The sequence below is a fragment of the Anaerosacchariphilus hominis genome, assembly GCF_014290175.1.
In the GTDB taxonomy this organism is placed as follows: domain Bacteria; phylum Bacillota; class Clostridia; order Lachnospirales; family Lachnospiraceae; genus Laedolimicola; species Laedolimicola hominis.
In genome coordinates this window covers 1-26,190 of record NZ_JACOOR010000012.1, presented here as the reverse complement: position 1 = coordinate 26,190, position 26,190 = coordinate 1, and the positions used below count along the sequence as shown (strand labels likewise).

Sequence of the window (26,190 nt, the reverse complement as noted above, 5' to 3'; positions counted from 1 at the left end):
TCCCTTTTTGATTTTTAGTTTTGCGCTTGTTTAAATAAATCGCTTTTTGATCCAGCGAGCTTATTCTTCCGATACAGGCTGACCGCTTCCATCAGCACCACGATCATCAGTACGATTCCGTTTACAAAGATCTGCATCTCATACCCCAACTTAAAGCAGGTGAGACCGTTATACAGGGCAGTCAGCGTCAGCACTCCGAAAAAGCTGTGAAGTATGCTTCCCCTTCCGCCCGCCAGGCTGGCTCCTCCCAGTACAGAGGCCGCAATCAGCATGTTCAGTGGGCTGACGCCCATGGCTCCGATGTCCGCCATGGCTGAAGCCAGATAGCAGGCATACAACGCGCCACCCAGAGCCGCGAAGGCTCCGTTCAGGGAAAAGGCCCCGATCAGGTAATGCTCCGGACGGATACCCGCGTACCATGCGGATTCCACATTGCCTCCCACCAGATAAAAGTTCTTTCCCATGGTGGTACGGCTCATGAAGAAATGTACCAGCAGCACGATGATAATCGCGATCAGCGCCCGGTTGGGCACAATAGGAATCAGCTTTTTATCCAGAAAATCCGTCATGGTAAAATCCGTGATGGAACGGGTGGCCGCATTGTTGGAGTAGCTTACCAAGCCCTGCAGCAGGGTGGACATACCCAGGGTGGCAATGAAAGAGTTGATCTTGGCCCTTGTCACAAGCAGGCCATTTACGATTCCAATCACAATGCCTGCCACCACCGCCGCCAGGATGCCTGCTCCGAAGCTTCCGGTCTTCTGTACCATATAGATGGCCAGATTTCCCGCCACATTGATAATCGCCACCGTGGACAGATCCAGATGTCCGCAGATGAGTACAATAGTAAAGCCGATGACCACGATTCCGTTCAGCATGGCTGTTCCCAGAAGCGTCCCGATATTATAGGTATTGAAAAACCTCGGAGCAAACAGGCTCATCAGTACAAAGACTGCCGCAAATATCAGATAAACCCGATTGGCGCTGCAAAACGCCATCCATTTCTTTCTGTCCTTATCCATTGAGCGCCTCCAATTTCGTCTTCGTGTAGTTTGTAAACCAGACAATTACGATAAATACGATTCCAGTTACCACATCCTGCAGGAAGCTGTTCAGACCCAGCAGGGTCATGATGTTGTTCAGAAGTCCGATGGCCAGAACGCCGCCCAGAACTCCCGCGATACTTCCCCGGCCTCCGTCCAGGACCATTCCACTTAATACCACCGCCGTAATCGCCCGGAACTCGTAGCCGGTTCCGTAATTATAGCAGGCTGATTTGGAAAGGGACGCGATAAACAGTCCCGTGATGGCCGCTGCCATGCCGCTTCCCACAAAGGAAAGGGTGATAATCCGCAGCACATTGATTCCGCTGTAGCGGGCCACCAGCTCCGAACAGCCCACCAGCTTCAGCTGCCGTCCGATTCTGCTCCGGGATACGAAGATATGAAGTCCTATCATCAGAGCTACCATCACCACCACGCCCAGAGGAATCCTGCCGCTGATCCGGTAACGGGATATCTGTTCAAAAGCTCTGGTGTTGCCTGTGGTCACGTAGATATTGGCGCTTCCGAAAATCACACGGATCAGTCCGGCGAATACAAAGCTGACTGCCAGAGTCCAGACCACCGTGTTAATCCGGAACTTTCCCACAATCAGTCCGTTGAAAAGTCCGATCAACGCGCCGCTCAACAGGGTACACAAAATCATCGGAATCATGCCGAACCGCAGGGTCAGGATTGACACGAAGCTGGCCACCGCGATGGTGGAGGGTGTGGACAGGTCCACGCTCTGGCCGCAGTAGGTCACCAGGGCCATGCCGCTGGCCAGAATTCCCAGATAGGAAACCGCGTCCAGAATATTGATCAGATTGGTGGTACTCAAAAATTTATCGGATATGACACAGCCAAGTCCCACCAGAATAATTACTATCATATAGGTTCCGAACCGGCTGACAAATTCCAGTATATTAGCCTTCTTCATACGCTTTTCCATCCCCATTCGCCAGCATCAGAAGCGATACCTCTGAGCAGTTATCTTTGTCCTTTTCTATAATGCCACGCTGCCTGCCGTGATACAGCAGCAGAACCCGGTCGGACAGACCGCCCACTTCCATCAGATCCGAGGAAATGATAATAGCCGCGTTTCCTTTGTCCACATGGCGCTTGATGGCCTCATGAATCATACTCTTCGCGCCCACGTCCACGCCTCTGGTGGGCTCGTCCAGAATCAACAGCTTCGGATCCGTCAGCAGCCATTTTGCCAGAAGCACCTTCTGCTGATTTCCACCGGAGAGCTGACCCACAATCTTCTTCACATTTCTCGGATTCACCTGAAGCTCTTCCATCAGCCCGTCCACGGCATTCTTTTCCTGTTCCTCCTGACACCAGAAGCTTCTGCTCTGGCAGATGGCCTTTGCGCTTGTGATATTTTCACCTATGGGAAGATTCAGCATCAGTCCCTGCAGCTTCCGATCCTCCGCCAGATAAGCGATATTCCGCCGGATGGATTCGGTATAGGAATGATTCCGGATGGACTCTCCCTCATAGAAAAGCTCTCCCTCGTCCCACTGGTCGATTCCCACCAGGGCTCTGGCCAGCTCCGTTCTTCCGGCTCCCGACAGTCCGCAGATTCCCAGGATCTCTCCCTCATGCACATCAAAGGAAATATTCTGAAAGAAACCGTATCTGGTCAGGCTTTTGGCTTCCAGAACGGTGCTGCCCACCGTCGTCTTCCGCTCCGCATAAAAATCCTTGATATCTTTTCCCACCATATGGTAAATGACTTTTTCCGGCGTGGTCTCTGTCTTTGCCTCTGTGGCCACATGGCGGCCGTCCCGCATGGTAGTGATATAATCGGATACTTCAAAGACCTCGCTCAGGAAATGGGAGATATACAGAATCGCCAGTCCCCGCTTCTTCAGATCCTCGATAATCGAAAACAGACGTTTTCCCTCTTCTCTGGAAAGGGCCGATGTGGGCTCGTCCATAATCAGGATTTTTGGATCGTTGGACAGGGCCTTGGCGATCTCCACCAGCTGGGCCTCGTGCTGACTTAAAGCGGAAACCAGGGTCTCCGGTCTCACGTAGGACAGGCCTACCATTCCGAGATATTTCTTCGCATCCTCATAAAGCTTCCTGCGATCCAGCAGGATTCCCTTTTTCCGCGGCAGGTTCCCGGCAAAAATATTCTCCGCCACCGAGATGGGGCCGGCCAGTCCCAGCTCCTGATGGATAATGGCGATTCCGCATCTGCGGGCTGTGGTGGGGCTGTCCAGCTTCACCTCTGTTCCGTGAATGGAAATCCTGCCCTCATAATCCGGATACTCTCCGGCCAGCACCTTCATCAGTGTGGATTTTCCAGCTCCGTTCTCTCCGCAGATGGCGTGTACTTCGCCCGGGCGAACCTGGATACTGATATCATTGACTGCCAAAAAGGAAGAAAAGCGTTTTACAATATGCTGCATTTCCAGTGCATATACTTTATTCCCCATATTCTTCTCCTTCTCTGCCTTTCATCTTATTATCTTAAATAGATGGTATCACAAGTCTATTTTTTAAAAAAGTAACAAAGCATTCCCCTTTTATCGTATATTTTTTCACTTTTATCACAATAGTTTGATGTTTTCAGGCATTGGAAATGTGTTTCAGCAGATAAGAAAGCTTCTCCGCGGCGTCCTTTTCATCCCTGCCGGATACCCGAAGCTCCACGCTCTCTCCCGCATCCACTCCCAGAGCCAGGATACTAATACTCCGCTTGGCGTCCGCGCTCTGGCCATGGTATAAGATCTGAATATCTGACTCATACTTTTCCGCTTCCATGGCAATCATCCAGGAGGGATGCGCGTGTAGGCCGATATGATTCCGAATGATAATGGTCTCTGTAATCATGCTTTTCTCCTTTATTCTGTTATTTTATGACATTCAATACCACGCTCAGCAGACAACCCAGGATCCCGTACTCCGTCTCTCCCAAAGCCATGCCGTATCCGACGCCCATTCCCGACAGAAGCACCAGGCCGCTAGTCAGAAGAATCACCGCGATTCCGGTCACTGCCCCTGCAAGGGCTGCGCCCTGTTTTCCGCCTTCCATATTGCCGAATACACCTGCCACACCTCCTGCGAAATAGAGACTCGTAAAGCCCGGCAGCGCCGCAAAAGGACTGCCCGTGACAAACAGAAGCAGCGAGGCTATGGCCGCTGTCACAGACGCCGCACAGAATCCGGCCTTCCAGGCTCCCGGCGAATAGGACACTATCGCCGTAGAGTCAAGCCCCGTCACCAGATCCGGCACATACCGCTTGCCAAGTTCCCAGAACATCTGAATCACATTTCCCAGCAACATCCGTAACCCGTACACGATGGCCGACAGTGCTGCTCCGTACATGAGCGCACAGCGGGCCGCTTCCGAAAGGCTCTTCCCCGTTCCCGGCATCACAAGATACAGCACAAATACCGTAATCACGCCAATCGAAGTCACAAAGCTTGTATTTCGTCCCTCTTTTCCATAGTACTCCAGCTTCTTTTTCTTCCGAAAACAGCGGCCCGCCACCGTTCCTATGACGGCCGCGCCGGAAGCGGAATTTCCAAGGCCCGCCCTTGCTCCGGGCTTCAGCTTTTCCATACAGCCCGCGCTGGCCCCTACGCAGAACCAGATATAGATTCCGGTAATCATACCGCCCAGCGCTGCCGCTGCCAGCGGTGACAGCTGTATTTTTTCCCGGATCACGAAACAGGTCATCAAGCTCAGAAACAGTAAATGATGGCCTGTCAGAAACAGATATCCCTTTTTCAGTTTTCTTGCCAGCAGAAGATTCACGGCGAAGGCCAGCAAAAATGTCAGAAATCCTGCGTTTCCGCTCTTTTCAACCAGCACCGCTCCCATCAGCTCCGTATTCAGGATCCCCACATGGGTCCCGGTGGCACCATATATCCGGGCGTCCAGCGGCGACATCGCCTCTATGGCCAGATAGGCTCCCGCGCAGATCAGATAATAGCCCAGCATGGCCTTTACGGTATTTTCTATGATCTCACTGGGACTTTTTTTCTTTACCGTCAGATAAGCTGCCGTCGTGATCGCCGGCAGCCAGGGTATCGTTATAAACCAGTTCACTTCCATGGATATCCACTCCGTTTCATATTTTCAAAGCTCTCTTGCAGCTTCTTTTCTATCTCCTCTGTATCCAGCACGTCTTCAATGACCAACACCCCAAAGCCGCCCAAAGAGTTCACATCGACATCCAGGCCGTAGGGCACCACATACAGATCCGCCGCCTCAAGAAAGCCGCTGCTCAAATCGCAGGGAAGCACCTCGCAGCTCAGCCCCAGACTCTCCAGTACCTCTTCCACCTTTATTTTCAATGCAAAGCAGGTTCCCAACCCACACGTACACAGTGTTACTATCTTCACGTTTTCCTCCTGTCTGTCTCCTGAAGCCGTATCTGATGCACGATTCTCAGAATCTCTTTTTCATTCTTCGCCTCAAGGACTTCCTGCACTGCTTTCTTGTTGCTGATAAACTGTATCAGACGGGACATTTCCCGCATATGCTCCTTTTTATTCACGGTCGCGATGCAGATCATCAGTTTTACCGGATCGTTCATCTTATTGCCGAAGGAAACCGGTTCCTTCAGCGTAGCCAGACTAATGCAGGAACGGTTTACTCCGTCCGTAGACGGCGCATGCGGCAGAGCGATCCCCTTGGTAATCACGATATAGGGACCCATCTTTTTCACGGTCTGCACCATACTGTCCACGTATCCGCCCTCCACGCTTCCCTGCCGGACCAGGGGCTCCGCGCTCTTTCGGATAGCCTCTTCCCAGTCAGACGCCTGCACCCCCGTCTGTATCACCTCTTCCGTCAGCATGTCCAGCAGCTCCGGGGACCGCTCCTCCTGGGGGAACAGCCGTAGCAGCTGGCGCTCCAGGGTCTCCGCATCTCGCACCTCACAGGTCGCCCTTATGACGTCCATCACCCGGGAATAGAGATCCGATACCGGCACTCTTTTATTCTGCCGCGCGTTTCCCGTAAGGAACTGACGGATTTTCTTCAGATCATCCTCTGTGGGCAGCGTATTGACATGAATCACCGGAATATTCGGATGCTGAAAGGGAATCGTAGAGATCAGGAAATCCGGCTGTTCCTCCTGAATCTCCCGGGCCGCGTTCCGGGCTGCCGTGGTGGTGATAATCCGAATCTGCGGAAAATACTGCTTGATCCGTGCTGACGCGATCTTGGCCGTTCCCACTCCGTTGTTACAGATAATCACCGTACTGTAGCCTGTGGTCGCTTTCAGGATCCTCCTCTCGTCTGCCGCCAGGAAATGTAGCATCAGAAGGGCGCTTTCTTCCTCCCGGTTCCCGTAAAATTCCGCCTCCGGGTACTGCTCCAGGCAACTCAGGATGCACTCATACAGGGCACGGTTTTCCCGCACGATATGCTCCATTCCCTTCTGTTCCATACCGCAGCCCATAAAGCTGTTCTCAATCAGGGAAATCAGATGCTTCTGGAGACTGCTCCGCAGTTCCTCGTCCCCGAAATAGGGTTTATCCAGCCGTTCGCTGGTCTCCAGCAAAAGCTGTTCCGTCATGGCCATGGAAAGGCTCTCGGAACGCTCCATATTCTCCAGGTGGAAGATGCGGTCCAGCTCATTTAAGATCCAGACCTGTTCCTCCAGCCCGAAGCCCGGAAGGATCTCTTCCAGCTTTTCATAGTATGCCTTCAGGTACCGGGGCGCTTCCATACACGCCGTCTCCGGCAGGGCCTCTTTTCCCCGTTCCCTTCTGGACAGCACAAAGGCAGACAATCCGATGACCATATAATACTGGGCATCAGTGACCGTCTGCTTCACTTCGTTTTCCGCTTCCCGCAGGCATTTTTCGCACAGCACCACATGCTCGCTGCCGGCAATCTCATTCCAGGTTTTCTCGATGATACTGCTTTTATTGGGGTAGATGTCCCGCAGGATCTCCCACAGCTCCAGTGGGGTGAACATACCAAGAAGGCTGTCTGTCAGGCAGCTCCTCCTGGCGTTTTCCGTTCCCAGGCTTTTCAGCCCTTTCTTCGTTCCGGTCACCCGGATCTCCCAGGCCTCGCAGTCCTCCTTCACCTGATGGACATCGTCGATAACGGTCTTTCTGCTGACAAAGAGAGTCTCCGACAGTTGATCGTAGGTCAGATAATCCTCCGCCTCGAACAGCAGCATTTTCAGGTACAGGATGCGCTCTTCCTTGGAAAACACATAGGTTTCCCGGTTCATCTGCAGTAGCTTCTTTTTGGCCGCCTCCAGCTCCTCCCGGGGGATTCCAAGCAAAATGCCGAATTTCCGATCCCTCTCCAGGATCGGAAATCCGTTGTTTTTCAGGTAATCATCTATCCGCTCCAGATTGTTGCGCACGGTCCGCACCGAAAGTCCCAGCCGCTCTGCCAGTTCTTCTATGGAAACCCGTTTTTCTTTCTCCGCCGCTTCAAGCAGGAGGACTAATATCTTCAGATCCTTCTGGCTAATCATTTCTTATCCTCGATATGGTTTCGTAATGCCGCTTTACATCCCCGTATAATTCCCGGTACACCGCAAAGTATTTTTCGTAAATCTCATGCTGCGCCGCATCCGGATGATGGGTCTGATCCACTTTGATAAAGTTCTTTGCCACATCAAAATCCGGGAACAGTCCCACTGCCACACCTGCGTTGATCACATTTCCCATGGGCGCGCCCTTGGCGTTCTTCATGTAATCCAATTCCACATTCATGATATCGGAAGCGATCTGCCGCCACAAGGGGCTTTTGGAACCGCCCTCGCTGACCAGAATCGGCTCCTTCAGAACCAGATCATTTTCCTTCATGATCTTCAGGCAGTGATAGATGGCGTAAATGCCGCCCTCCATCATGGCCCGCACCCAATGTCCTCTCGTATGGGAAAAAGACAGGCCGAATACCAGGCCTCTGGCCTTGGGATTCCAGATGGGGGTCCGCTCGCCAGACAGATAGGGAAGCACGATCAGGCCGTCTGAGCCTGCGCGGATCTTCCCTGCCTCCTCAGAAAACAGATCGTAGATATCCCTTCCTTCCGCCTTCATCCGTTCACTCTCTTCTCTGGTAAAGGTATCTCTCAGATACCGGAGCAGTCCGCCACAGGTGGAGGTTCCGGCCAGTGTGGTGTACAGATGCTCCGAATCCGCTGTGTGGATGATCGTGGTCAGACCCCGGGTAAACTTCGGTTCGCTGTGAACTACGCCGAGAGCTCCCGCGGTTCCCATGACCAGACTGGCGTCTCCCGGCCTGGTGGAACCATTCCCCAACCACGCCGCGTTACAGTCCACAGTTCCTGCTGCCACCGGGATTCCCGGGCAGAGTCCGCACTCCTCAGCCGCCTTTTTCGTCACCTCTCCGGCGATCTCATGGCAGGGGGTCAGCCGGGCAAATTTATCCAGATCAATCCCCAGCTTTTCTGCCATGTCGCCCCGCCATTCCCGCTTCACGATGTCGAAGACGATTCCGATGAGGGAAGCGTTGGAATAGTCGGTGACAAATTCGCCGGTCAGCTTCATCGCGATATAATTAGCCGGATTCAACATCTTATAGGTCTTCCGGTACAGCTCCGGATTATGATTTTTCTCCCAGAGCAGTTTCACCGCTCCACTGTGTGGATCCAACGGATTAGCTGACACTTGAAAGATTTCCTCATCGTCATAGATGTTTCGAATTTGCTCACATTCCTCCTGGGCCCTTCGATCCATCCAAATTGGGCTTCTTTTCAGCGCATTTCCCTCCCGATCCACCAGAACACAGCAGGGTGAGCAGGCACTGACGCTGATTCCGGCGATTTCATGGGGATCGATTTCTGATTTTTTCAGAATCTCCGCCATGTTCTTTTTAAATACTCTCCAGTAATCCTCGGGATCATGCTCGAACCAGCCCGCCTTAGGAGAATACAAAGGATATTCCACATAGTAGTCCGCATATACCTTTCCCTCTGCATCCGCAAGGATTGCCTTCGCACCGCTTGTCCCAATATCACATCCTATCAGAAATTTCGCCATATTACCACCTATTTGTCTGTTTTTTATGATATTTAAATTATATCCGCCCGGGGTTTTAAAGAAAAGTCACATCCCTTTCCCGGGAAAATGCAGTTATTTGCCATTTCCCTGAACCGTGAGATTCCGCCTACCACTTTCCTACCATCTGACACTTCTTTTCCTGCTGATTTATATTGACCCCGCATTCCCCCGCAGTTATAATATCCATAGACTATCGCGCAGAGCCGCCCTCCGGGCGGCGCTGTGCTGTGAGGGACGATTTTATGGATTACAAACTTCTGCTGGATACTGCCGTTATGGCAGGAGAACTGATGCTGGCCAATGGGGCCGAGACCTACCGGGTAGAGGACACCATGCACCGGATGCTTTCCCTGTCGGGACTGAAAACTGCCGAGGCCTTCGTGATGGTCACCGGCTTTCTGGTAACCCTGGACGACCCTTCCATCCAATCCATGACGGTGGCCCGCCGAATTCAGAGCCGAGAGACAAATCTTCGTATTATCAATGAAATTAACGCCATTTCCCGCAGCTTCTGCAGCGGGGAAATCGAACTGCAGGAGGCCTTCCGGCAGATCAAGCGGCTGAAAAAGGAACCTCATCCGCCCCGGGCCTTTCTGCTGGCCAACGCAGGCGTGGCCGCGGCCTTTGCCCTGACTTACGGAGGAACCCTCCAGGAGGCCTTTGTAGCTGCGGTAGCCGGATTTTTCATGGCCATCTGCCTGTATGTGTGCAACCGTATGAAGCTGCCGTCCTTTTTCGGAATTCTCTTAAGCGCCGTGGTTATTTCCCTGTTTGCGGGCGGCCTTCTGAAGTTTCTTCCGATCATCGGGAATCTGGATTCCATTATCGTGGCGGCCATCATGCCTCTGGTTCCCGGCGTGGCCATCACCAATGCCGTCTTTGATACCCTCCACGGAGATTACATCTCCGGCACGGCCCGGATGATGGAGGCCTTCGTCACCGCTGCTTCCGTGGCCATGGGCATCGTCATCGGACTTCGTATTCTGAATTAAAACTTTCTGAATGAAAAGGAGGCTTTTATGCTGCTGCACGTTATGGGCGCATTCTTTTCCGTCGTGGCTTTTTCCTTTCTGCTACACGTACCGCGCAAATATATCGTCTGGGCCGGCTTTACCGGCGCTGTGGGCTGGTGGCTTTACCTGTTTTTGCTGAAACTGGATTTTTCCATGGCCATGGCCACTTTCCTGTCCGGTTGTCTGATCTCCCTCTGCGGACAACTCTTCGCGAGGATTCTGAAGACGCCGGTTACCATTTTTGTCATCACGGGAATCTTACCGTTAGTTCCGGGAGCCGGTATGTTCCGGATCGCCCGCTCGGTCATCCGTTCCGACGGCATGACTTCCTATAATATTACGCAGACACTGATTGTAGCCGGAATGATCGCCCTGTCCATCATGGTAGTGGACAGTATCTTCCGCTTATTTTTAAAGAACAAAGGAGATTATCATGTGGATCGCAGATAACTGGACTGATTATGAAATACTGGATACTTCGAAAGGAGAAAAGCTGGAGCGCTGGGGCAGCTACCTGCTGGTCCGTCCGGATCCTCAGGTTATCTGGGACACGGAGCGGAAGCTGCCGGGCTGGAAGCATATGAACGGCCACTATCACCGCAGCAAAAAAGGCGGCGGCGAGTGGGAGTTCTTCGACCTGCCGGAGCAGTGGACCATCCAGTATCCCCTGTGCCATGGTAAAAACAATCTGACCTTTAATCTGAAGCCCTTCAGCTTCAAGCACACAGGCCTTTTCCCAGAGCAGGCTGCCAACTGGGACTGGTTCGGGGAAAAGATCCGGAACGCCGGACGCCCCATCAAGGTACTGAACCTCTTCGCCTACACCGGCGGAGCCACCCTGGCTGCTGCTGCTTCCGGCGCTGCCGTTACCCATGTGGACGCCTCCAAGGGCATGGTGGGCTGGGCCAAAGAAAACGCCCGCTCCTCAGGTCTGGGCGACGCGCCTATCCGCTGGATCGTGGACGACTGTGTAAAGTTTGTAGAGCGTGAGATCCGCCGCGGAAATCATTACGATGGCATCATCATGGACCCGCCCTCCTACGGCAGAGGACCCAAGGGCGAGATCTGGAAGATCGAGGAAGCCATTCACCCTCTGATCCGTCTCTGCGCCCAGCTTCTCAGCGACGACCCGCTGTTCTTCCTGGTGAATTCCTACACCACCGGCCTTGCCCCGGCGGTGCTGACTTATATGATCGCCACAGAGCTGAAAAAGTTCAACGGAACGGTAGACTCCCAGGAGGTGGGACTGCCTGTGACTGCCAGCGGACTGGCGCTTCCCTGCGGAGCCAGCGGACGCTGGGAGCGAAAATGACTTTCAAAATATACCGGAGGATTTTATTATGAGTAGCATTTTTATCGATCCGCAGATTTACACCGGCCGTCCCGCCAGCGCCGAGGGCCGTCTGGATAAAGAAATGGCTGTCTATGACCTGCTGGATAAACTGGAGATCCCCTTCACCCGCGTGGATCACGAAGTGGCCATGACTATCGAGGACTGCCAGGGCGTGGATCAGCTTCTGGGTATCGAGATCTGCAAAAACCTGGTACTCTGCAACACTCAGAAAACCAAATTTTATCTGTTGCTGATGCCCGGAGACAAGCAATTCAAAACCAAGGATCTGTCCAAACAGATCGGTTCCTCCCGTCTCTCCTTCGCTCCGGCAGAGTACATGGAAAAGCTGCTGAACGTGACGCCCGGCTCTGCCACCGTCATGGCGCTGATGAATGACCTGGAAAACCAGGTCCAGCTTATCATTGATGAAGATGTGACGGCCCAGGAGGAATTCGGTTGTCATCCCTGCATCAATACCTCCAGCCTTAAGATGAAGACTGCCGATGTACTTCAGAAGTTTCTGCCTGCGGTACATCATGAGGCGATTTTTGTAAAACTGTAGAGCCCATGCTCCGCTCGCTGCGGAAAAACTTTGAAAACTGCAAAATAGCGTCACAGAATCCTTTCGCCGCGATTCTGTGACGCTATTTTTATGCCTTTTCTATTCACTCTTTACCGCAGAATGGTCTGTGCTTTCCGCCGCGGTGCTGTCCGGGCATAACTGATATTCGGATAACCCAGCAGCATACAGGCTTTGATGGTCTGTCCCTCCATGCCCAGCCATTTCTTCAGCTTTTCATTTTTATCGGAAATCCGCTGGAGATAGCCGTTAAACAGAGCTCCCAGCCCCTGGGACACTGCCATCAGCTCAATATTCTGAGCTGCCAATCCCGCGTCCAGATCCCAGTCGGAGGTGAGATACAGCACCGCCGGGGCGTTCCGGAACAGGAAATCATCCTTCGGATCCGCCTTCCTGTGACGATTGAAGCTGGCAAAGGGCACCAGCTCCTTCGGCAGCTCCGCTGCCGGAACGCTGACCTCCTCGTCGATATACTCCCACACCACCTTTTTCAGGTTCTCCAGTTCCTGCTGCACCAGGATAAAATGGCAGTTCTGGTTATTCTTCGCCGTGGCCGTATAACGTCCTGCCTACACCAGCATTTCTATCTTCTCCGGTTCAATCTTTCTGTCCTGATAGTCCCGGATACTGCGTCGGAACTGAATGACATGGAGCAGCGTCTCCGGCTCCAGCGCGAAGCTATCCTTCTGATACTCTTCCACTTCAGCCATATCATATTCCGGAATGACTATGGCAGCCTTCGGACAGACAGCCACGCAGTGGCCGCAAAGAAAGCATTCCCGTTTTGGCTCCGCCTTTCCGTCCTTCAGAATGATATTGTGGGCCACACAGTCCTTCACACATTTGCCACAACCCACACAGGCTTCCTTCTTTATCTCGATCATAATCTTCCTCCCTTTGTTTCCCCAATATGCGCCAGCAGAGCTTCGCACCCCTCTTTCACGTCGTTGTAGGTCGCGTCAAAATTACCGGTATACCAGGGATCCGCGATATCCCGCGGATGATCCGTATAATCCAGAAGCAGGGACACCTTTCCTTCCGGATCCTTTCCCAATATCCGCATCATATTCCGGCGGTTCCAGTTGTCCATGCCGATGATGTAATCGTATTTGTCATAGTCAGATCGCTGCATCTGCACCGCCCGATGGTCCCCGCAGGGAATTCCCACCTCTTTTAACTTCGCCCTGGTTCCCCGGTGTACCGGGTTTCCGATCTCCTCCATGCTGGTAGCGGCGGAATCTATATAGAAATGGTCCGCAAGACCGTGGCGGGTTACCAGATCCTGCATGACGTATTGGGCCATGGTGCTACGGCAGATATTGCCGTGGCAGATGAAAAGTACTTTTATCATAGTTTTGATTTACTCCTTTTTGCCCTGAAATGCCCTGCTTTGCAAGGGTTTCCGGGGTTTGTAAAATGTGTGTATTGGCTGACATCTTAGCAAAATAGGGCAAGATGGTGCAAGTTATTGCGGGCTGTTAGTAGTAAAATTGGTAGTAAAACGAAAATTCTTACTACCAAGGATTTTCCTCCATCTTTTCAACCGCTGAAAGCATTGTCTTTTTCATCCAACCAATTATTTCAATTCGTACTTATTTTTGTAATAATCTTTTGCCAGTTTACGTTGAATACCAAAAGCGTTCCAATATAACGCTTTATTATCTATTGCTATTTCCAATTCAATTTTTTCACGCACTGTCTTATCTCTACTCATAGCTCTGTCCTCAACTATCAAATATACCAATATCTCCTCAACGTTTTCTGCAATAGTTCTGTATTTAGCTGTCGTTCTATTCTTATCGCATGAAAGAACATCAAATTTTTGATTGAATTCAAATAATCTTCTTGCTGTATATCTTTTTTGCAAATCCCCATCATGTGAACATTTCTTCAGTAGCCATGACAAATCATAAGCCAATTCTTTAAAAACATCCGTAGTCTGTGCCACCTCTAATAAATGATTATGGTTATCGTACATTACCCATACACCGCACACACCTTTGTACCTTGATATTTCGTTTGTAATAATCTCATATTTTCCAAAAGATTTCTGTAATTCTAACACTTTTACTTTTTTCATTATTTGTCTTTTCCGAGTTATTCACCACATTTTATACATAATAGTTTCCCAAACAATTCCTGATTGTTCATTACAACAATACATAATTTTTCTCTTGCTCTTGATATATTTTGATAAAACAATCTTGGAAACAGATATTCCGGATTGGGGTGTTCTCTAGCTGTCAAATCCCCATTCGTGTCATACCTGAAATTATTATCTATCACAACCAAAACATAATCAAACTCCTGCCCTATTACCTCATGAGAATTTATATACCTTGAATAATGATCAATAGAACTCGATACATAATGCGATGGAGTAAATGTAATTGGGATATAGCCTTTTCCTTTATAAATTTCTACAAGTCTATCCGCTTCATCAACATCATTGGCATACAATATATCGACATTCTTATACTCTATATGTTGTTTTGCTTTATCTCCCAATCTTAATAAATTTCTTATAAAAGAATACAATTCTTTGTTCGTTCTAATTCTATCAGACAATTTTTCTTCTCTAAAGCCAACTACTTCCTTCAATCGTTTAGGATTGTTCCTTGCAAATTCTGTTCTCGATAATACTTGGGCAAAATCATACGCAAAAATTACGCCTCTAATAACACCCACTTCATATGCAGTTAAAATCATGTCTACGCTGCTCTTGTAAAGTCTTTGTGCCTCATCAACACAGATAATATCATATTGACTAATAAGTTCCTCACTTATTGCTTTAGCCTCAATTACCGAAACATTCTGCAAGCAACTATTCAATATTTTATGCCCTTCACATATAATTCCACTATGTATAACACACACTCTAAACTCCGATGAAACTGTCTTTGCTATATCATATAATAAAAGAGACTTTCCTGTGCCTGCTGCCCCCTGTATCCCCCATATTTTATTGTTTCCATTAATTCCATTAATAATCTTCCTCTTTATCTCATTCTGCTGAACATTCAAAAAATATGTTCCGTGAATAAATTTCTTAGGAGTATTTAACGGAGATACCAGATAATCTCTCGGCTTGAAATAATCTTCCAATTTATCATTTATAGGATTCTGCACCTCACATATTTTGTTAAGAATATCTTGAAATGTAGTTGCCTTAAGTTTCCCATCTAATACATACAATTTGCTATTACCATCCGCTCCTGCAACCAAAGAAAAACTATATATATTATCGGCAATATGGGATAAATAATATCTGTTCTGCAATAATTGATATTCAATCTTTTCTGCAGGTACTTCTTGACTTTTTAATTCAATATTTACAGCAATTTTGTTAGTTCCAATTTTAAGCAAATCAAATTCCTTTCCAATATGAGGTATTGAAAATGAATAAAACCAATTATCAAAACATTCCGCCGTTGCTCTATGAAAGATAAAGTTATTTACAAGCCCAGCTATCTGGTTAATTTCTTCAATTCTTATCCTTATTGGTTCTTCTCTATCTGACAAAGCACTTTCGTACATTGCATAAATCTCATCATCTATTTTTCTAGTAAGAGTGTATAAATTGACTGCTCGCATTTGTACTTAAATCTCCATTAAAACATCTTATCTACATAGAATTGAAAATAACCCACTTGTGAAAAGTAGGTTATCGAATGAGCGTGTTGGGATTCGAACCCAAAGGTACTCCTTCCTATTTTCAACGCATTCTTATCTTTATATTAACCACACACCACCGAGTCACGCCCAAGAATACCAATACTCACCATGAATGTTGCAAATACAATTGTCATTTTACTTACCCCTTTCCATCTAACAAATAATCTCTTACTGTTTTTTTCGTAGCTCTGTTTCTTGCATTTTTTCGTTTTACTTTCATACAAATTTGAACCACTTTTTACGGAAAGTGACATCGTTACTGCTGTTGCTAATACTCCAATTACAATGCTCCATATAGGCAAAAAATATATTTATATTATACCACTAATCACCTATTTCCACAATCAAAAAGTGCCTCGTCTAGCCGGAGCATCATCCCTTTTCCATATTAAATTGCCTTGAACCTTTTCTGCGACATTGGTTTCTCTTTCTTCTGTTCAACCTCCGCCTGTGCCTTCCTAAACTCTTCCATTCGTTTCAGTTCTTCCTTGGCATCATCAAATCCGATATGCGTGTACACATTCATTGTGACTGATATATCCGAATGCCCCATGAGGTACTGTAGTGTCTTGGGATTCATTCCCGATTTTGCCATATTGCTGCAATAGGTGTGTCGGCATACATGAGGCGTGATGTTTGGCATCTGTACTCGGTAGATATCATTGTATCTGCCGACCATATGATTGAATCGATGCTGCCAGTGCATTGCCACAAGTGGCATTCCATTATCATCATAAAATAGGAATCTGCTATATCCATCTATGGACTTCTCCACTTTCGGTGCATTTCTGTCCTCAATATAGGCTTCAATCGGAATCAGAATTCTTGCTCCGATTCGTATTGTTGGAAATCCCGATGCCTTTACAAGTTCATATGCCTTTGGCAGGCTGATTCCCATCTGTGCAGATAATTCCTGTACACTCATAGTCGTTTTCTCCATATGATATTGCTCCTTCCGTATAGTTTGTTGTGTCCGTCTCTTCAACGATTGTTTCTCTGCTACCGCTCTTGGCGGTTACCGGTCCACGCAGTAACAGAGGCTTGTTCATTGAGAACGGGATGAAATTGTCAATGTACAAATCCGTTACATCATTTTGTGTAACTTTTTATTGTTTTCAAGAATATTTTAAGCTATAATGTAACCGAACTCCAAAAACTGACGGTAACGCTAACGGTTACGAATTAACGATTGGGATGAGGTATGATATGCCATTAAACTGGAATGATGAGGTGATCCCATCAGAAGCAGATAAAACAACAGATATATTAGGTTTTAAAGAAATCGGTGGTATCGGGCAACTGATTTACCACCCTTTCCGATTCAAGAAATATGAACTTGATATTGATAAAAGCGATGATTATTGTGCAACACCATTTTGCCGCCCCGGATATGAACCCATCTTTCCTAAAGAAGATTTTCTTTCCGGACAGGGACTGCTTACCAGCCTTTGCAATCTGGCAATGCAGATAAACAGCTTTGATAATAAAATTCCATATACACAGCTCATCATGGAATGGTGTACAAATAATATGCATCCATATAATATTGATTTCATCTATTCTGAATTGAATAAATCTTTTGATATAAATAGCTTCGATGCAGAAATGGTAGAAAGAGACGGAACATTTGAGATTAACACCTTCCTAGATGATCTTGGTAAATTATATAATGCAGTCATGTTTTATGTTGCTCTCGAAGGTGTCTGTATTGCCAATGACGAAGCTGCATATGATTTATCCAAAGAAGGAAAATACTTTGAGGGCTACTCTTTCTTTGATAAATATAAGCATCCTATCGTTGCAATACCGGATGATTTAGATTATGGGGATGCAAAAGGAAATCTCATAGAAGAAATGCGAATTGATAATGAGTACATTAAAAATCATCCGGCAGAAAAACCTCCAACCAGAGAATTTGCAACCACACCATATGACGATTACGATGAATTACGGAATGCACTTATTGACATCATCCCGGAATTTACCATGAAATTAAAGGTAGATCCACGTACTAACCGATTGGAATTTTCTACCAATATTAATTCCGTGTTTGATATTGCATGGCTGACACTTGCAAGAATGCTTTCCGAAGACCCTGCACCAGAAGATAAAGGCAAATCGGATAATCGTCCAGAAGGCATTATGATTCGTTGTCGGAACTGTGGTAAATTCATAATCCGAAAAAGTAACCGACAGGAATTTTGTGATGCCGAAGAATGCCAGAAGGTTCGGAATGCCCGAAAACAAAAAGCCTATCGTGAGCGAAAAGCCATTGAAAAGGCTCAAAAAGGTAAGAAAAGAACACATTAATTTGTATGATTTGGCGGAAAGGCAAATAGATTATTGTATCTAATGTCAGCCAGCTACATGCAATTATGTGCTATGATATTATATAAAAAATGTTAAAAGACACCGGAATTCCCCCCTATGCAATTTCGCGAAAAAACGTGTGTAAGGGGGCATCGGTCTTTAGGATGAATAGTTACAGAGATAATACTCCCCCATGGGGTTAACGGAGGACATACATAATGGCAGATTTAGAAGTACAAGAAAAAGACGGGAAAATATATTGTCCCTTAAAGAAAGCATGGCACGTATCAACACCAGAAGAAAGAGTTCGTCAATATTACATCGCTATTCTTGCTAACAAATATGGGTACTCTCTTGAACAAATGGATCAGGAACTTAAAGTAAATAACTCCAAACGTGGTCAAGGTAAAGCTCGCGCAGATATTGTAATTTGGAAAAGTGAGCAGGACAAAAAAGACAAAAAGGCTGCTTTTATTGTAGTAGAGTGCAAAGCTGAAAATGTTAAGGTTCGAGTTGAAGATTATTACCAAGGATTTAATTATGCTTCTTGGGCACATGCAGAATTCTTTGTAACAACAAACGAAAAAGAAACAAAATATTTTAATGTAGACCCTGCATATTTACCTCAAAAATTAGATGAAGTTGTAGCTATTCCTACTGCTAAAGATTTAGATGATGCTGCAAGAATTGAACAAATCAAAAATCAAACCAAGCTTTTTACACGTGATGAATTCACAAAGACGTTACGCGCTTGTCATAACATAATTAGGAATAATGATAAGCTATCTCCAGAGGCTGCGTTTGACGAAATCAGCAAACTACTTTTCATGAAAATTAGATTCGAGCGTGACAATAAGGGTATGAAAGTATTCACAAAACAGGAATACCTTGATGCTGCCCAAAATCACGAAAAAAATGTTAGACCGGGTCTAAAGGGCACTGACTTATACGCACTCTCTTACATGCAGTTTTTATTTAGAACTACTAAAGAGTTCTTTAAAGATGACAGATTATTTGATGATAAAGACGAAATAAATATCAGAGAGAATAGTTTCATTCAAATCTTGGAGAAACTTGAAACATTTAATCTATCCGATACGCAAGATGACGTTAAAGGAATAGCATTCGAAGAATTCCTCGGAACAACATTCAGAGGCGAATTAGGACAGTTCTTCACCCCTAGAACTATTGTTGATTTTATGACAGAGATTCTTGACCCTCAAGAGGGTGAGGTAATTTGTGACCCTACCTGTGGCTCTGGTGGATTCTTAATTAAGGCTTTTGAATATGTAAGAGAAAAAATAGAGGCAGATATCCGTTCAAAAAAGGATTCCTTAAGACTTTCCATTGAAGGGAATGACTACGATGCTCTTCCAGAAGATAAACAAGTAAAGATAAGTCATTCCATAGATAAAATGCAAGCAGCATTAAATACTGAATTAGATACTGGCATTGAGGATAGTCGAATGTATCAGCTTTCTAGGAATTGCATTTATGGTACAGATGCTAATCCACGTATGGCTCGTACATCTAAAATGAACATGATTATGCATGGCGATGGTCATGGTGGTGTGCATCATCATGACGGGTTGCTTAATGTTAATGGTATTTTTGAAGAGAGATTTGATGTTATCTTAACAAATCCACCTTTTGGTCAGAATGTGGATAGAGGTCAGCTCATTTCAGAAGCAGATAAATTCACTGACGAAGAAATGAAGAAAAAATATAAGAAAAAATATGGTGCAGCTTACGATGAAGCCCTAAAGCAGGTTGATGACCATATCGGCGAGTCATTACTATCTCTTTACGATTTAGGTAATACTTCTACACTGACAGAAGTTTTATTTATGGAAAGATGCTTACGACTTCTAAAAAAAGGAGGTCGTATGGGGATGGTACTCCCAGAAGGCGTTCTAAACAATAAAAACCTGCAGGCTGTTAGAGAATATTTTGAAGGAAAAGCAAAAATTATTCTGATTTGCTCTATCCCACAGGATGTATTTATAGCTGCAGGCGCAACTGTAAAACCAAGTCTTGTTTTTATGCGAAGATTCACAAATGATGAAGAATCTGAATATGCAAATTGCAAGTCTGAAGCACTTGCTGAAGTAACAGCTTTACACCAAGCAGAAATTGACAAATTAGAAGCCACTATTGCTAAAGCAGATGCTCTCACGGAATTACTTAAAGATGACCTTAAGAAGGCACAGACAAAGCTTAAGCAGGCAAAGAAGGACAAGAAAAATACAACATCAGTTGAGACAGAAATAACAACAATCAAAAAAGAGCAAGCTGACAATAGGCTAAATAAGAAAACTGCTGAAAAAGAATTGAAGGAACTTTATAAGCAGATTGATGAAGAGACCAAACCGGTTGTTAAGAAGAAGTTTGATTATGATATTCCTATTGCAAAGATTGATGATGCTGGAATCACAACGACTGGTGCTGCATCTGAAGGAAATCAGTTACCGCAGTTAGTAGATGAATACTCAGCTTATAGAATACAGAATAATTTATGGCCAGTTTTAAACAATGAAATAATCTATGCCATGAATACCGACGGAAAATATTGTAGGTATATTGGTAGTCAGGAGGTGGTGTTGAATGAGCAATAAACCAGCACTACTTTCAACTGTTCCTTTTTCTTCATTTTCCCAATGGGATGTGAAACAGTTCTTTTTTGCAAAGATACTTTCAAAATATCCCGTGGAGGAATTAGGAAAACATTTAATTCATCAAACAGAAAAAATACAACTATCTGATGAGCCTACCAAAGAATTCACCATATTAGGCGTGTCAAATAAAATCGGTATGTTTGATGGTTCTACTGAAAAAGGAAGCAAAATTAAACAAAAGTACCATGTTGTAAAAGATAATTGGTTAGCCTACAACCCATATCGAATTAATGTAGGTTCAATAGGAATAAAAACACCTAATTTGAAAGGTAGTTATATAAGTCCTGCATATGTTGTTTTTAGTTGTAAGGATACTATTCTACCTGAATATTTGTGGCTGATGATGAAAAGTGATTTCTTCAATAAGCTTATCAAGGATTCGACAACTGGTTCAGTTAGACAAACATTGCATTTTGAAAAACTAGCAGCTATAAAAGCCCCCGTTCCTAACGTGTCTGACCAACAGATAATTCTTGACGCATATCATGCTAAGCTTAATGAAGCAGAAGAAAATATCAAAATGGCTAATGATTACAGCGATGGTTTATTGCTAAGTATTCAAGCTGACGTTTCAAACTTAAAAGATGAGCCTCCGAAGACCACAGAGATTGCAAATCTAATACAGACCATATCATTTTCTGATATGAACAGGTGGGAAGTTGCTTACATTCTCAAGGAAGGAAAACTTGAAAAAGTGTATAAAAGCTTCAAATATCCTTCTTATGAAATATCACAATTGCAGAAAGAATCTTTGTTTGGCCTATCCTCAAAGGCTTCTTTAACACAAAAAGATGGCATGATTCCGATGTTAAGAATGCCAAACATTGTAAACGGTGAAATAGATTGTAGTCAGCTAAAATACTTACCCAAAAGTAGTGCCACAACGGCTAATGAACCAGATAAATGGTTGTTAAAAAAGGGGGATTTTCTAATCAATCGTACCAATAGCAAAGAGCTTGTTGGCAAATCTGCGATCTTCAATCTAGATGGAGATTATACTTATGCTTCTTATCTTATTAGATATAGATTTGATACAAGCCTTGTGCTCCCAGAGTATGTGAATATTCTATTTATGCTGCCATTAGTAAGGAAGCAAATAGATGCTGTAAGTAGACAGACAGCAGGTCAGTGTAATATTAACAGTGATGAAATTGGTGCCATTCGCATCCCTGTTCCTTCCATTCCTATTCAGCAAGAAATAATTAAAAAATACTTTGATGCCAAAGATGGTGCTAATAATTATTGCGCTAAGGCCGATGAATGTAAAACCAATGCTCTTATCAATTTTGAAAAAGAAATATTTTAATAAACGGATAAAACCACAATCCCGGTAGTCTTACTACCAAAGATTGTGGCTTTATCTGTTCAAACTCTTGTACATCTGCCATCGCTTAGTAGTAGGTTACTACTAAGGAATATTTCCAATTTCTCCCACTATTCTGGCTTATCCGACCATGCGCCTTAGTAGTCGAAACAGTAGTAATTCCAAGGCTTTCCGCCCTATTATGCCATACTCTACCCCAGTCTGCGAGGGTATGCATTATCATAAAACTTGAGTGCCGTGGCAGATAAAAAGCACTTTTATCATAAGTATTGAGTATAACATTCATAATAAGTAGCATCCAAATCGTTACATAATTTGGAATATAGGTCTAAATAGCTTTCCATTAATATATCAAAAGGGCTATTTTCCTGTTGCAGGTCAAAATACACCTGGTCTTTATCCTTGTGTTTTTGAACCATATTGAATCTATACAATTCCGCTATACTTTTCCATTGGATACGTGCTGCGAATATCCAATAGGTCTCGCTGTATTATCAGATGTTCTATACTGACGTTCTCCCCAAACTTCCCAAGATGCATCTCTCGTCACGCTAATTTCGTCTTCGTAATTATAAGCCCTACCCATTTTGTTCTAAATAAGGATCCATAAGAGCAATGGTTGCTGGCTCATTATTAAAAGAACCTATATTCATAATTTGAACGCATAATCCCTCATCAATCGTAAAATACTCTGCTAACGAACAATCAAGTTTCTTCTTTTGAAGTCAGGCAGGCAATTAATATACCACCTAGAACACCAACAATCTAATTCTAGATGATTAAATCACTGTAATGAATATGTATATCTTCCCAATCTATAAACATTACATAAAACACCCTGCCATATTGAGGTGTCTCCACAATTCTTCCATGGTCAAGAACAGAAATATAAGAACCGTCACTTTTTCTCATATGAAAATAAATATAGTCATTTTCATTGCCACCGTCAATCTGTTTCCAGATGCTGGATTCCATCTGTTTTTGTTCATCCTCTCGGATCAGGTTTCGAAAACTTTTCTTTGTATGTGAAAAGAATTCATCCAAATTTTTGTATCCTATCATATGAAGAAATTCACGGTTGGCGTAAAACAATTCATCATCTTTTTTATCCGCTTTATAAATAATAAATGCACCCGGAAGATGTTCTGAAACATCTTTAAGCGCAAATCCCAGTTGTTTACGGACTCCTGATTGAAGTCCTTCCCGATATGCCATACATCCATTTTTTCCATGTAGTTTTATTTCATAAAGTGCTGCATCTGCACATCGCATGAGTTGAGAACGATTTGATCCACTCCGTGGATATTCCGCATAACCGAGAGAAATATAAAAAGAATGTTCTTCCCCTTTACACAAAAATGTTTTCGGTGTCTTTGTAAATTGCGTTAACTTTTCTTTTGCATCTTCATAAGTACAATTCGGTATAAGGACGCAGAACTCATCTCCTCCATTTCGTCCCAACAATACATCAGATGGAAAAAACTTTTTCATGCTGTCAGCCAGATTTTTTAAGGCACGGTCTCCGTATGTATGTCCATAAACATCATTGATAAGTTTAAAATCATCTACGTCTAGTAATGCAGCAATATAATGATTCCTTGGATTTTTTGCAATCATCCTATCTGCCAGTGTATCAAAACCATAACGATTATAAATATTAGTCAGAGCATCCATATTCGCCAAAGTTTGAAATTTAATCTTATTTTCTCTGTATATAAGGATCACACAGGTAAGACCTGTCAGTAGCAGGACGATAACACTAAGAATTCCTCCAAGCAGAATTACAGACTTTTTATTTTCCCAGCCTCCCTTCGGCATTAATTCAAATTTCCATTTTTCCTCACCTATAGTAAATCCATAAGAAATGGGAGAAGTTAATTTATCATCTGACTGAGAAACGATTTCATAAGTATCATCCCATGGAGCAACTGTTTTGGAAAGCCTATACTCATATCCAAATTCTGATACTGCACTGAGCGACCCTGAAAAAACATCCTGAACACGCAGAATAACAATCGTAAATCCCCAGAAATATTCCTGTCCCGTTCCATCTTCCAAATAAACCGGATTGCGAACGGCAATTCCTTCTCCACCCTGTTTTAATTCGAATGGTCCCTGTGTAATCAGTATATGATTATCTCTTGCATAACAGGATATTTTTCCTCGCTCCTTATCATTAAGCAGAGCAATCTTCCCTGCTTCGTTTCCCTCTTCCGGATATATATCAGTCACAACACCATTTGGAGCAAGCTGTATACTTTCTACAGAATCATTCACTAAATTGTTCGCAATCATATCAAATTTGTTAATGGTCCCATTTCCGTCAATCAGCAGTTGCTGTAACGTATGAGTAATCTCAATTCCATCAGAAATTTCCTGTTTGATACGTTCACCATAGGTTGTTGCATTCAATTGCGTTATTGTGAGTTTATTTTCTTTTTCATGAAGATTTGTTTTGTATACGATTAGACCTGCAAGACACGTTCCTATCAAAAAAACAACAAGAGAAATAAATATTTTTTTTCTTCACTTCACACACTCCCAGTATTTTTTGAATATTGCAAACATTTTAGTCCTGAAATGCAATAGAAATATTAAATCAGATTATCGCCCTTAAAGACATATTCACAACATCAACAGCGGGTATTCCAACTGCAACAAAATCTGATGTTTTTGCAATACCGCCCTTTTCTATAATTACATATTTTGAATTCCCTCAAAAATCTGGTTCAATCAAAAAATAGCAGCATTCGCTTCGCAAACCCAATTACGTATTTTGCGTATTTCCACGCTGGTATAACCCGGGATTTTAGTATATATGTCAAAATATCTCGCGGAATAATGGATATAAACAGTAATATCGCCAAAATATCAGCTCGAAAAAGCTCTTTTTCTCTTGATTTCAACATAGGAACGTGTTACACTTTAATAAGTAATAATTTGTCAAAACATGTACGATTTGATACCAACCTATATGCTTTAGACTATATCATGAAATCTTTATACGTCTATAAAAGGTCGATTTACTGATTTGGCTTTTCTGCAGAGCTTTATCTATGGTGATGCAGCCTTTTTTCCATTCCTGTACAATGGCGGCGAAATCTTCCGGTACTTCTGCCCTGGGCCTGCCGAACCGCACGCCCCGCTTTTTGGCTGCCGCTATCCCCTCGGCCTGCCGTCTGCGGATGTTTTCCCTCTCGCTCTGAGCCACAAAGAATAAAATCTGCAGCACCAGATCGGCGATAAACGTTCCCATCAGCTCCTTGCCGTTGCGGGTGTCCAACAGAGGCATATCCAGCACGCAGATGTCTATGCCAATCTCTTTGGTCAGAATGCGCCACTGGCGTTGAATTTCCTCATAATTGCGGCCCAGACGGTCGATACTTCCTACATAAAGCAGGTCGCCGCTTTTCAGCCTGTGAACCAGCCTTTTGTACTGCGGACGGTCAAAATCCTTGCCTGACTGTTTGTCCATATAGATATTTCGTTTGGGGACGGCCGCCCGCTCCATCGCCAGCCGCTGTCGATCTTCGTTCTGGCCCATCGTCGAAACCCGGATATAGCCATAATCCATTGTGTCTTCCTCCTTATAACAGCATCCTGCATCCTCATTTTGGGGATGTACGGTTCTTTTCCTATTATAAGGTAAGGCAATGACCCAATCACAATCATATAAACAGAAAGCACCCTTCTTTGCGAATTTATCGCATAAAAATAGATGTATAAGCTTTGATTTCACTTATACATCTATTTTTATGCCTGCAAATTCCAGTTGCACACCTCTATTTTGGGTTATAGGACAAAACGTGTTGATGGCTAATCCCAGCCATCAAACGTTCTATCCATTTTATGCAAATCACTCCAAACAATTGCATCACCCCAGATAGAGAGACTCTTTTCCAATCGGTTCTTCTCATTCATCCTCTGATATATAGCTGCTATGCTCTGCTCTGTGGGCATCACTTTTACGATTTCAGATAATGGAAGTGGTTCTGGCGAGTGTATGTAGCACCACCAGTAAACCGCTTTTATTCTTCTTTCAATCGACAGACCTCTATGGTTTCTCAACATTTCTCTGAGTCTCGAATTAACGCCACCTTCCATTCGATTATTCGTAAATGGTGCTGAAAAATCATCTTTCAATTCTTCATCAAGGTATGTAAAGAGTGTTCGTTCTCTAATTAACTTAAGCAGCGCTCTTTCTGCTTTCAGTAGCCGCTC

21 protein-coding genes and 3 pseudogenes are annotated in these 26,190 nt (G+C 44.9%); 7 read left to right on the top strand and 17 right to left on the bottom strand.

All coding sequences use genetic code 11. The features are described from left to right. Window positions 1–14 precede the first annotated feature (14 nt). From H8S44_RS15495 to H8S44_RS15460, 8 genes are all read right to left on the bottom strand, one after another. Window positions 15–1,022: an ABC transporter permease gene (locus H8S44_RS15495; RefSeq protein ID WP_186872272.1), complete on the bottom strand. Its 1,008-nt coding sequence runs from the start codon at window positions 1,020–1,022 to the stop codon at window positions 15–17. Beyond that, a complete protein-coding gene (locus tag H8S44_RS15490) occupies window positions 1,015–1,980 on the bottom strand; it encodes an ABC transporter permease (protein ID WP_186872271.1) in 966 nt (321 codons plus the stop codon). The genes H8S44_RS15495 and H8S44_RS15490 overlap by 8 nt, the downstream gene beginning before the upstream one ends. Next, on the bottom strand, window positions 1,967–3,490 hold the full coding sequence (locus tag H8S44_RS15485) for a sugar ABC transporter ATP-binding protein (protein ID WP_207724109.1): 1,524 nt from the start codon (window positions 3,488–3,490) through the stop codon (window positions 1,967–1,969). Before H8S44_RS15485 ends, H8S44_RS15490 begins: the two co-directional genes overlap by 14 nt. Window positions 3,491–3,623: 133 nt before the next feature. Then, window positions 3,624–3,887, bottom strand: coding sequence for an HPr family phosphocarrier protein (locus tag H8S44_RS15480; RefSeq protein WP_186872270.1), 264 nt, complete (start codon window positions 3,885–3,887; stop codon window positions 3,624–3,626). A 19-nt stretch (window positions 3,888–3,906) separates the two neighbouring features. Continuing rightward, complete coding sequence (locus tag H8S44_RS15475) at window positions 3,907–5,115, bottom strand: PTS transporter subunit IIC (RefSeq protein WP_186872269.1); 1,209 nt, start codon at window positions 5,113–5,115, stop codon at window positions 3,907–3,909. After that, entirely contained in the window at window positions 5,106–5,405 is a 300-nt protein-coding gene (locus H8S44_RS15470; protein ID WP_186872268.1) for a PTS sugar transporter subunit IIB, read from the bottom strand. The genes H8S44_RS15475 and H8S44_RS15470 overlap by 10 nt, the downstream gene beginning before the upstream one ends. Then, a complete protein-coding gene (locus tag H8S44_RS15465) occupies window positions 5,402–7,507 on the bottom strand; it encodes a BglG family transcription antiterminator (RefSeq protein ID WP_186872267.1) in 2,106 nt (701 codons plus the stop codon). Before H8S44_RS15465 ends, H8S44_RS15470 begins: the two co-directional genes overlap by 4 nt. Next, the gene (locus H8S44_RS15460) at window positions 7,500–9,038 is read right to left on the bottom strand and encodes an FGGY-family carbohydrate kinase (RefSeq protein WP_186872266.1); all 1,539 of its coding nucleotides are present in this window, start codon (window positions 9,036–9,038) and stop codon (window positions 7,500–7,502) included. Before H8S44_RS15460 ends, H8S44_RS15465 begins: the two co-directional genes overlap by 8 nt. A 263-nt stretch (window positions 9,039–9,301) precedes the next feature. On the opposite strand from H8S44_RS15460, the gene H8S44_RS15455 reads away from it, so the two are divergent. From H8S44_RS15455 to H8S44_RS15440, 4 genes are read left to right on the top strand one after another with little or no spacing between them, the layout of a single operon-like run. Next, window positions 9,302–10,051: a threonine/serine exporter family protein gene (locus H8S44_RS15455; protein WP_186872265.1), complete on the top strand. Its 750-nt coding sequence runs from the start codon at window positions 9,302–9,304 to the stop codon at window positions 10,049–10,051. 27 nt (window positions 10,052–10,078) lie between these two features. Then, complete coding sequence (locus H8S44_RS15450; RefSeq protein ID WP_186872264.1) at window positions 10,079–10,522, top strand: threonine/serine exporter family protein; 444 nt, start codon at window positions 10,079–10,081, stop codon at window positions 10,520–10,522. Then, window positions 10,506–11,384 (top strand): class I SAM-dependent methyltransferase, encoded by an 879-nt coding sequence (locus tag H8S44_RS15445; RefSeq protein ID WP_186872263.1) that lies wholly within the window; start codon window positions 10,506–10,508, stop codon window positions 11,382–11,384. The genes H8S44_RS15450 and H8S44_RS15445 overlap by 17 nt, the downstream gene beginning before the upstream one ends. 28 nt (window positions 11,385–11,412) lie before the next feature. After that, complete coding sequence (locus tag H8S44_RS15440; RefSeq protein ID WP_186872262.1) at window positions 11,413–11,967, top strand: prolyl-tRNA synthetase associated domain-containing protein; 555 nt, start codon at window positions 11,413–11,415, stop codon at window positions 11,965–11,967. A 110-nt stretch (window positions 11,968–12,077) separates the two neighbouring features. On the opposite strand, the pseudogene H8S44_RS16535 reads toward H8S44_RS15440, so the two are convergent. The 6 genes and pseudogenes from H8S44_RS16535 to H8S44_RS15415 form a co-directional block, all read right to left on the bottom strand. Beyond that, window positions 12,078–12,542: pseudogene (locus H8S44_RS16535) on the bottom strand (nitroreductase family protein); the annotation flags it as partial. 12 nt (window positions 12,543–12,554) lie between these two features. Further along, window positions 12,555–12,869, bottom strand: coding sequence for a DUF362 domain-containing protein (locus tag H8S44_RS16530; protein ID WP_243167632.1), 315 nt, complete (start codon window positions 12,867–12,869; stop codon window positions 12,555–12,557). Next, on the bottom strand, window positions 12,866–13,336 hold the full coding sequence (locus tag H8S44_RS15430; RefSeq protein WP_186872261.1) for a low molecular weight protein-tyrosine-phosphatase: 471 nt from the start codon (window positions 13,334–13,336) through the stop codon (window positions 12,866–12,868). The genes H8S44_RS16530 and H8S44_RS15430 overlap by 4 nt, the downstream gene beginning before the upstream one ends. A gap of 225 nt (window positions 13,337–13,561) precedes the next feature. Then, on the bottom strand, window positions 13,562–14,065 hold the full coding sequence (locus H8S44_RS15425; protein ID WP_186872260.1) for a hypothetical protein: 504 nt from the start codon (window positions 14,063–14,065) through the stop codon (window positions 13,562–13,564). 17 nt (window positions 14,066–14,082) lie between these two features. Continuing rightward, window positions 14,083–15,579: a DNA/RNA helicase domain-containing protein gene (locus H8S44_RS15420; protein WP_186872259.1), complete on the bottom strand. Its 1,497-nt coding sequence runs from the start codon at window positions 15,577–15,579 to the stop codon at window positions 14,083–14,085. Between the two features lie 469 nt (window positions 15,580–16,048). Further along, window positions 16,049–16,531, bottom strand: a pseudogene (locus H8S44_RS15415) (tyrosine-type recombinase/integrase); the annotation flags it as partial. A gap of 335 nt (window positions 16,532–16,866) precedes the next feature. On the opposite strand from H8S44_RS15415, the gene H8S44_RS15410 reads away from it, so the two are divergent. The 3 genes from H8S44_RS15410 (at window position 16,867) to H8S44_RS15400 (ending at window position 21,951) form a co-directional block, all read left to right on the top strand. Next, window positions 16,867–17,970, top strand: a complete 1,104-nt coding sequence (locus H8S44_RS15410; RefSeq protein ID WP_186872258.1) for a hypothetical protein — start codon at window positions 16,867–16,869, stop codon at window positions 17,968–17,970. A gap of 218 nt (window positions 17,971–18,188) precedes the next feature. Further along, entirely contained in the window at window positions 18,189–20,585 is a 2,397-nt protein-coding gene (locus tag H8S44_RS15405) for an N-6 DNA methylase (protein WP_186872257.1), read from the top strand. Beyond that, window positions 20,575–21,951: a restriction endonuclease subunit S gene (locus H8S44_RS15400; RefSeq protein ID WP_186872256.1), complete on the top strand. Its 1,377-nt coding sequence runs from the start codon at window positions 20,575–20,577 to the stop codon at window positions 21,949–21,951. Before H8S44_RS15405 ends, H8S44_RS15400 begins: the two co-directional genes overlap by 11 nt. Before the next feature lie 789 nt (window positions 21,952–22,740). Here H8S44_RS15400 and H8S44_RS15395 read toward each other — a convergent pair. From H8S44_RS15395 to H8S44_RS15385, 3 genes and pseudogenes are all read right to left on the bottom strand, one after another. Further along, the gene (locus H8S44_RS15395; protein WP_243167631.1) at window positions 22,741–24,381 is read right to left on the bottom strand and encodes a diguanylate cyclase domain-containing protein; all 1,641 of its coding nucleotides are present in this window, start codon (window positions 24,379–24,381) and stop codon (window positions 22,741–22,743) included. Window positions 24,382–24,958: 577 nt separating this feature from the next. Beyond that, window positions 24,959–25,543 (bottom strand): recombinase family protein, encoded by a 585-nt coding sequence (locus H8S44_RS15390; protein WP_186872255.1) that lies wholly within the window; start codon window positions 25,541–25,543, stop codon window positions 24,959–24,961. Window positions 25,544–25,785: 242 nt separating this feature from the next. After that, window positions 25,786–26,190 (bottom strand): annotated as a pseudogene (locus tag H8S44_RS15385) (IS256 family transposase); the annotation flags it as partial.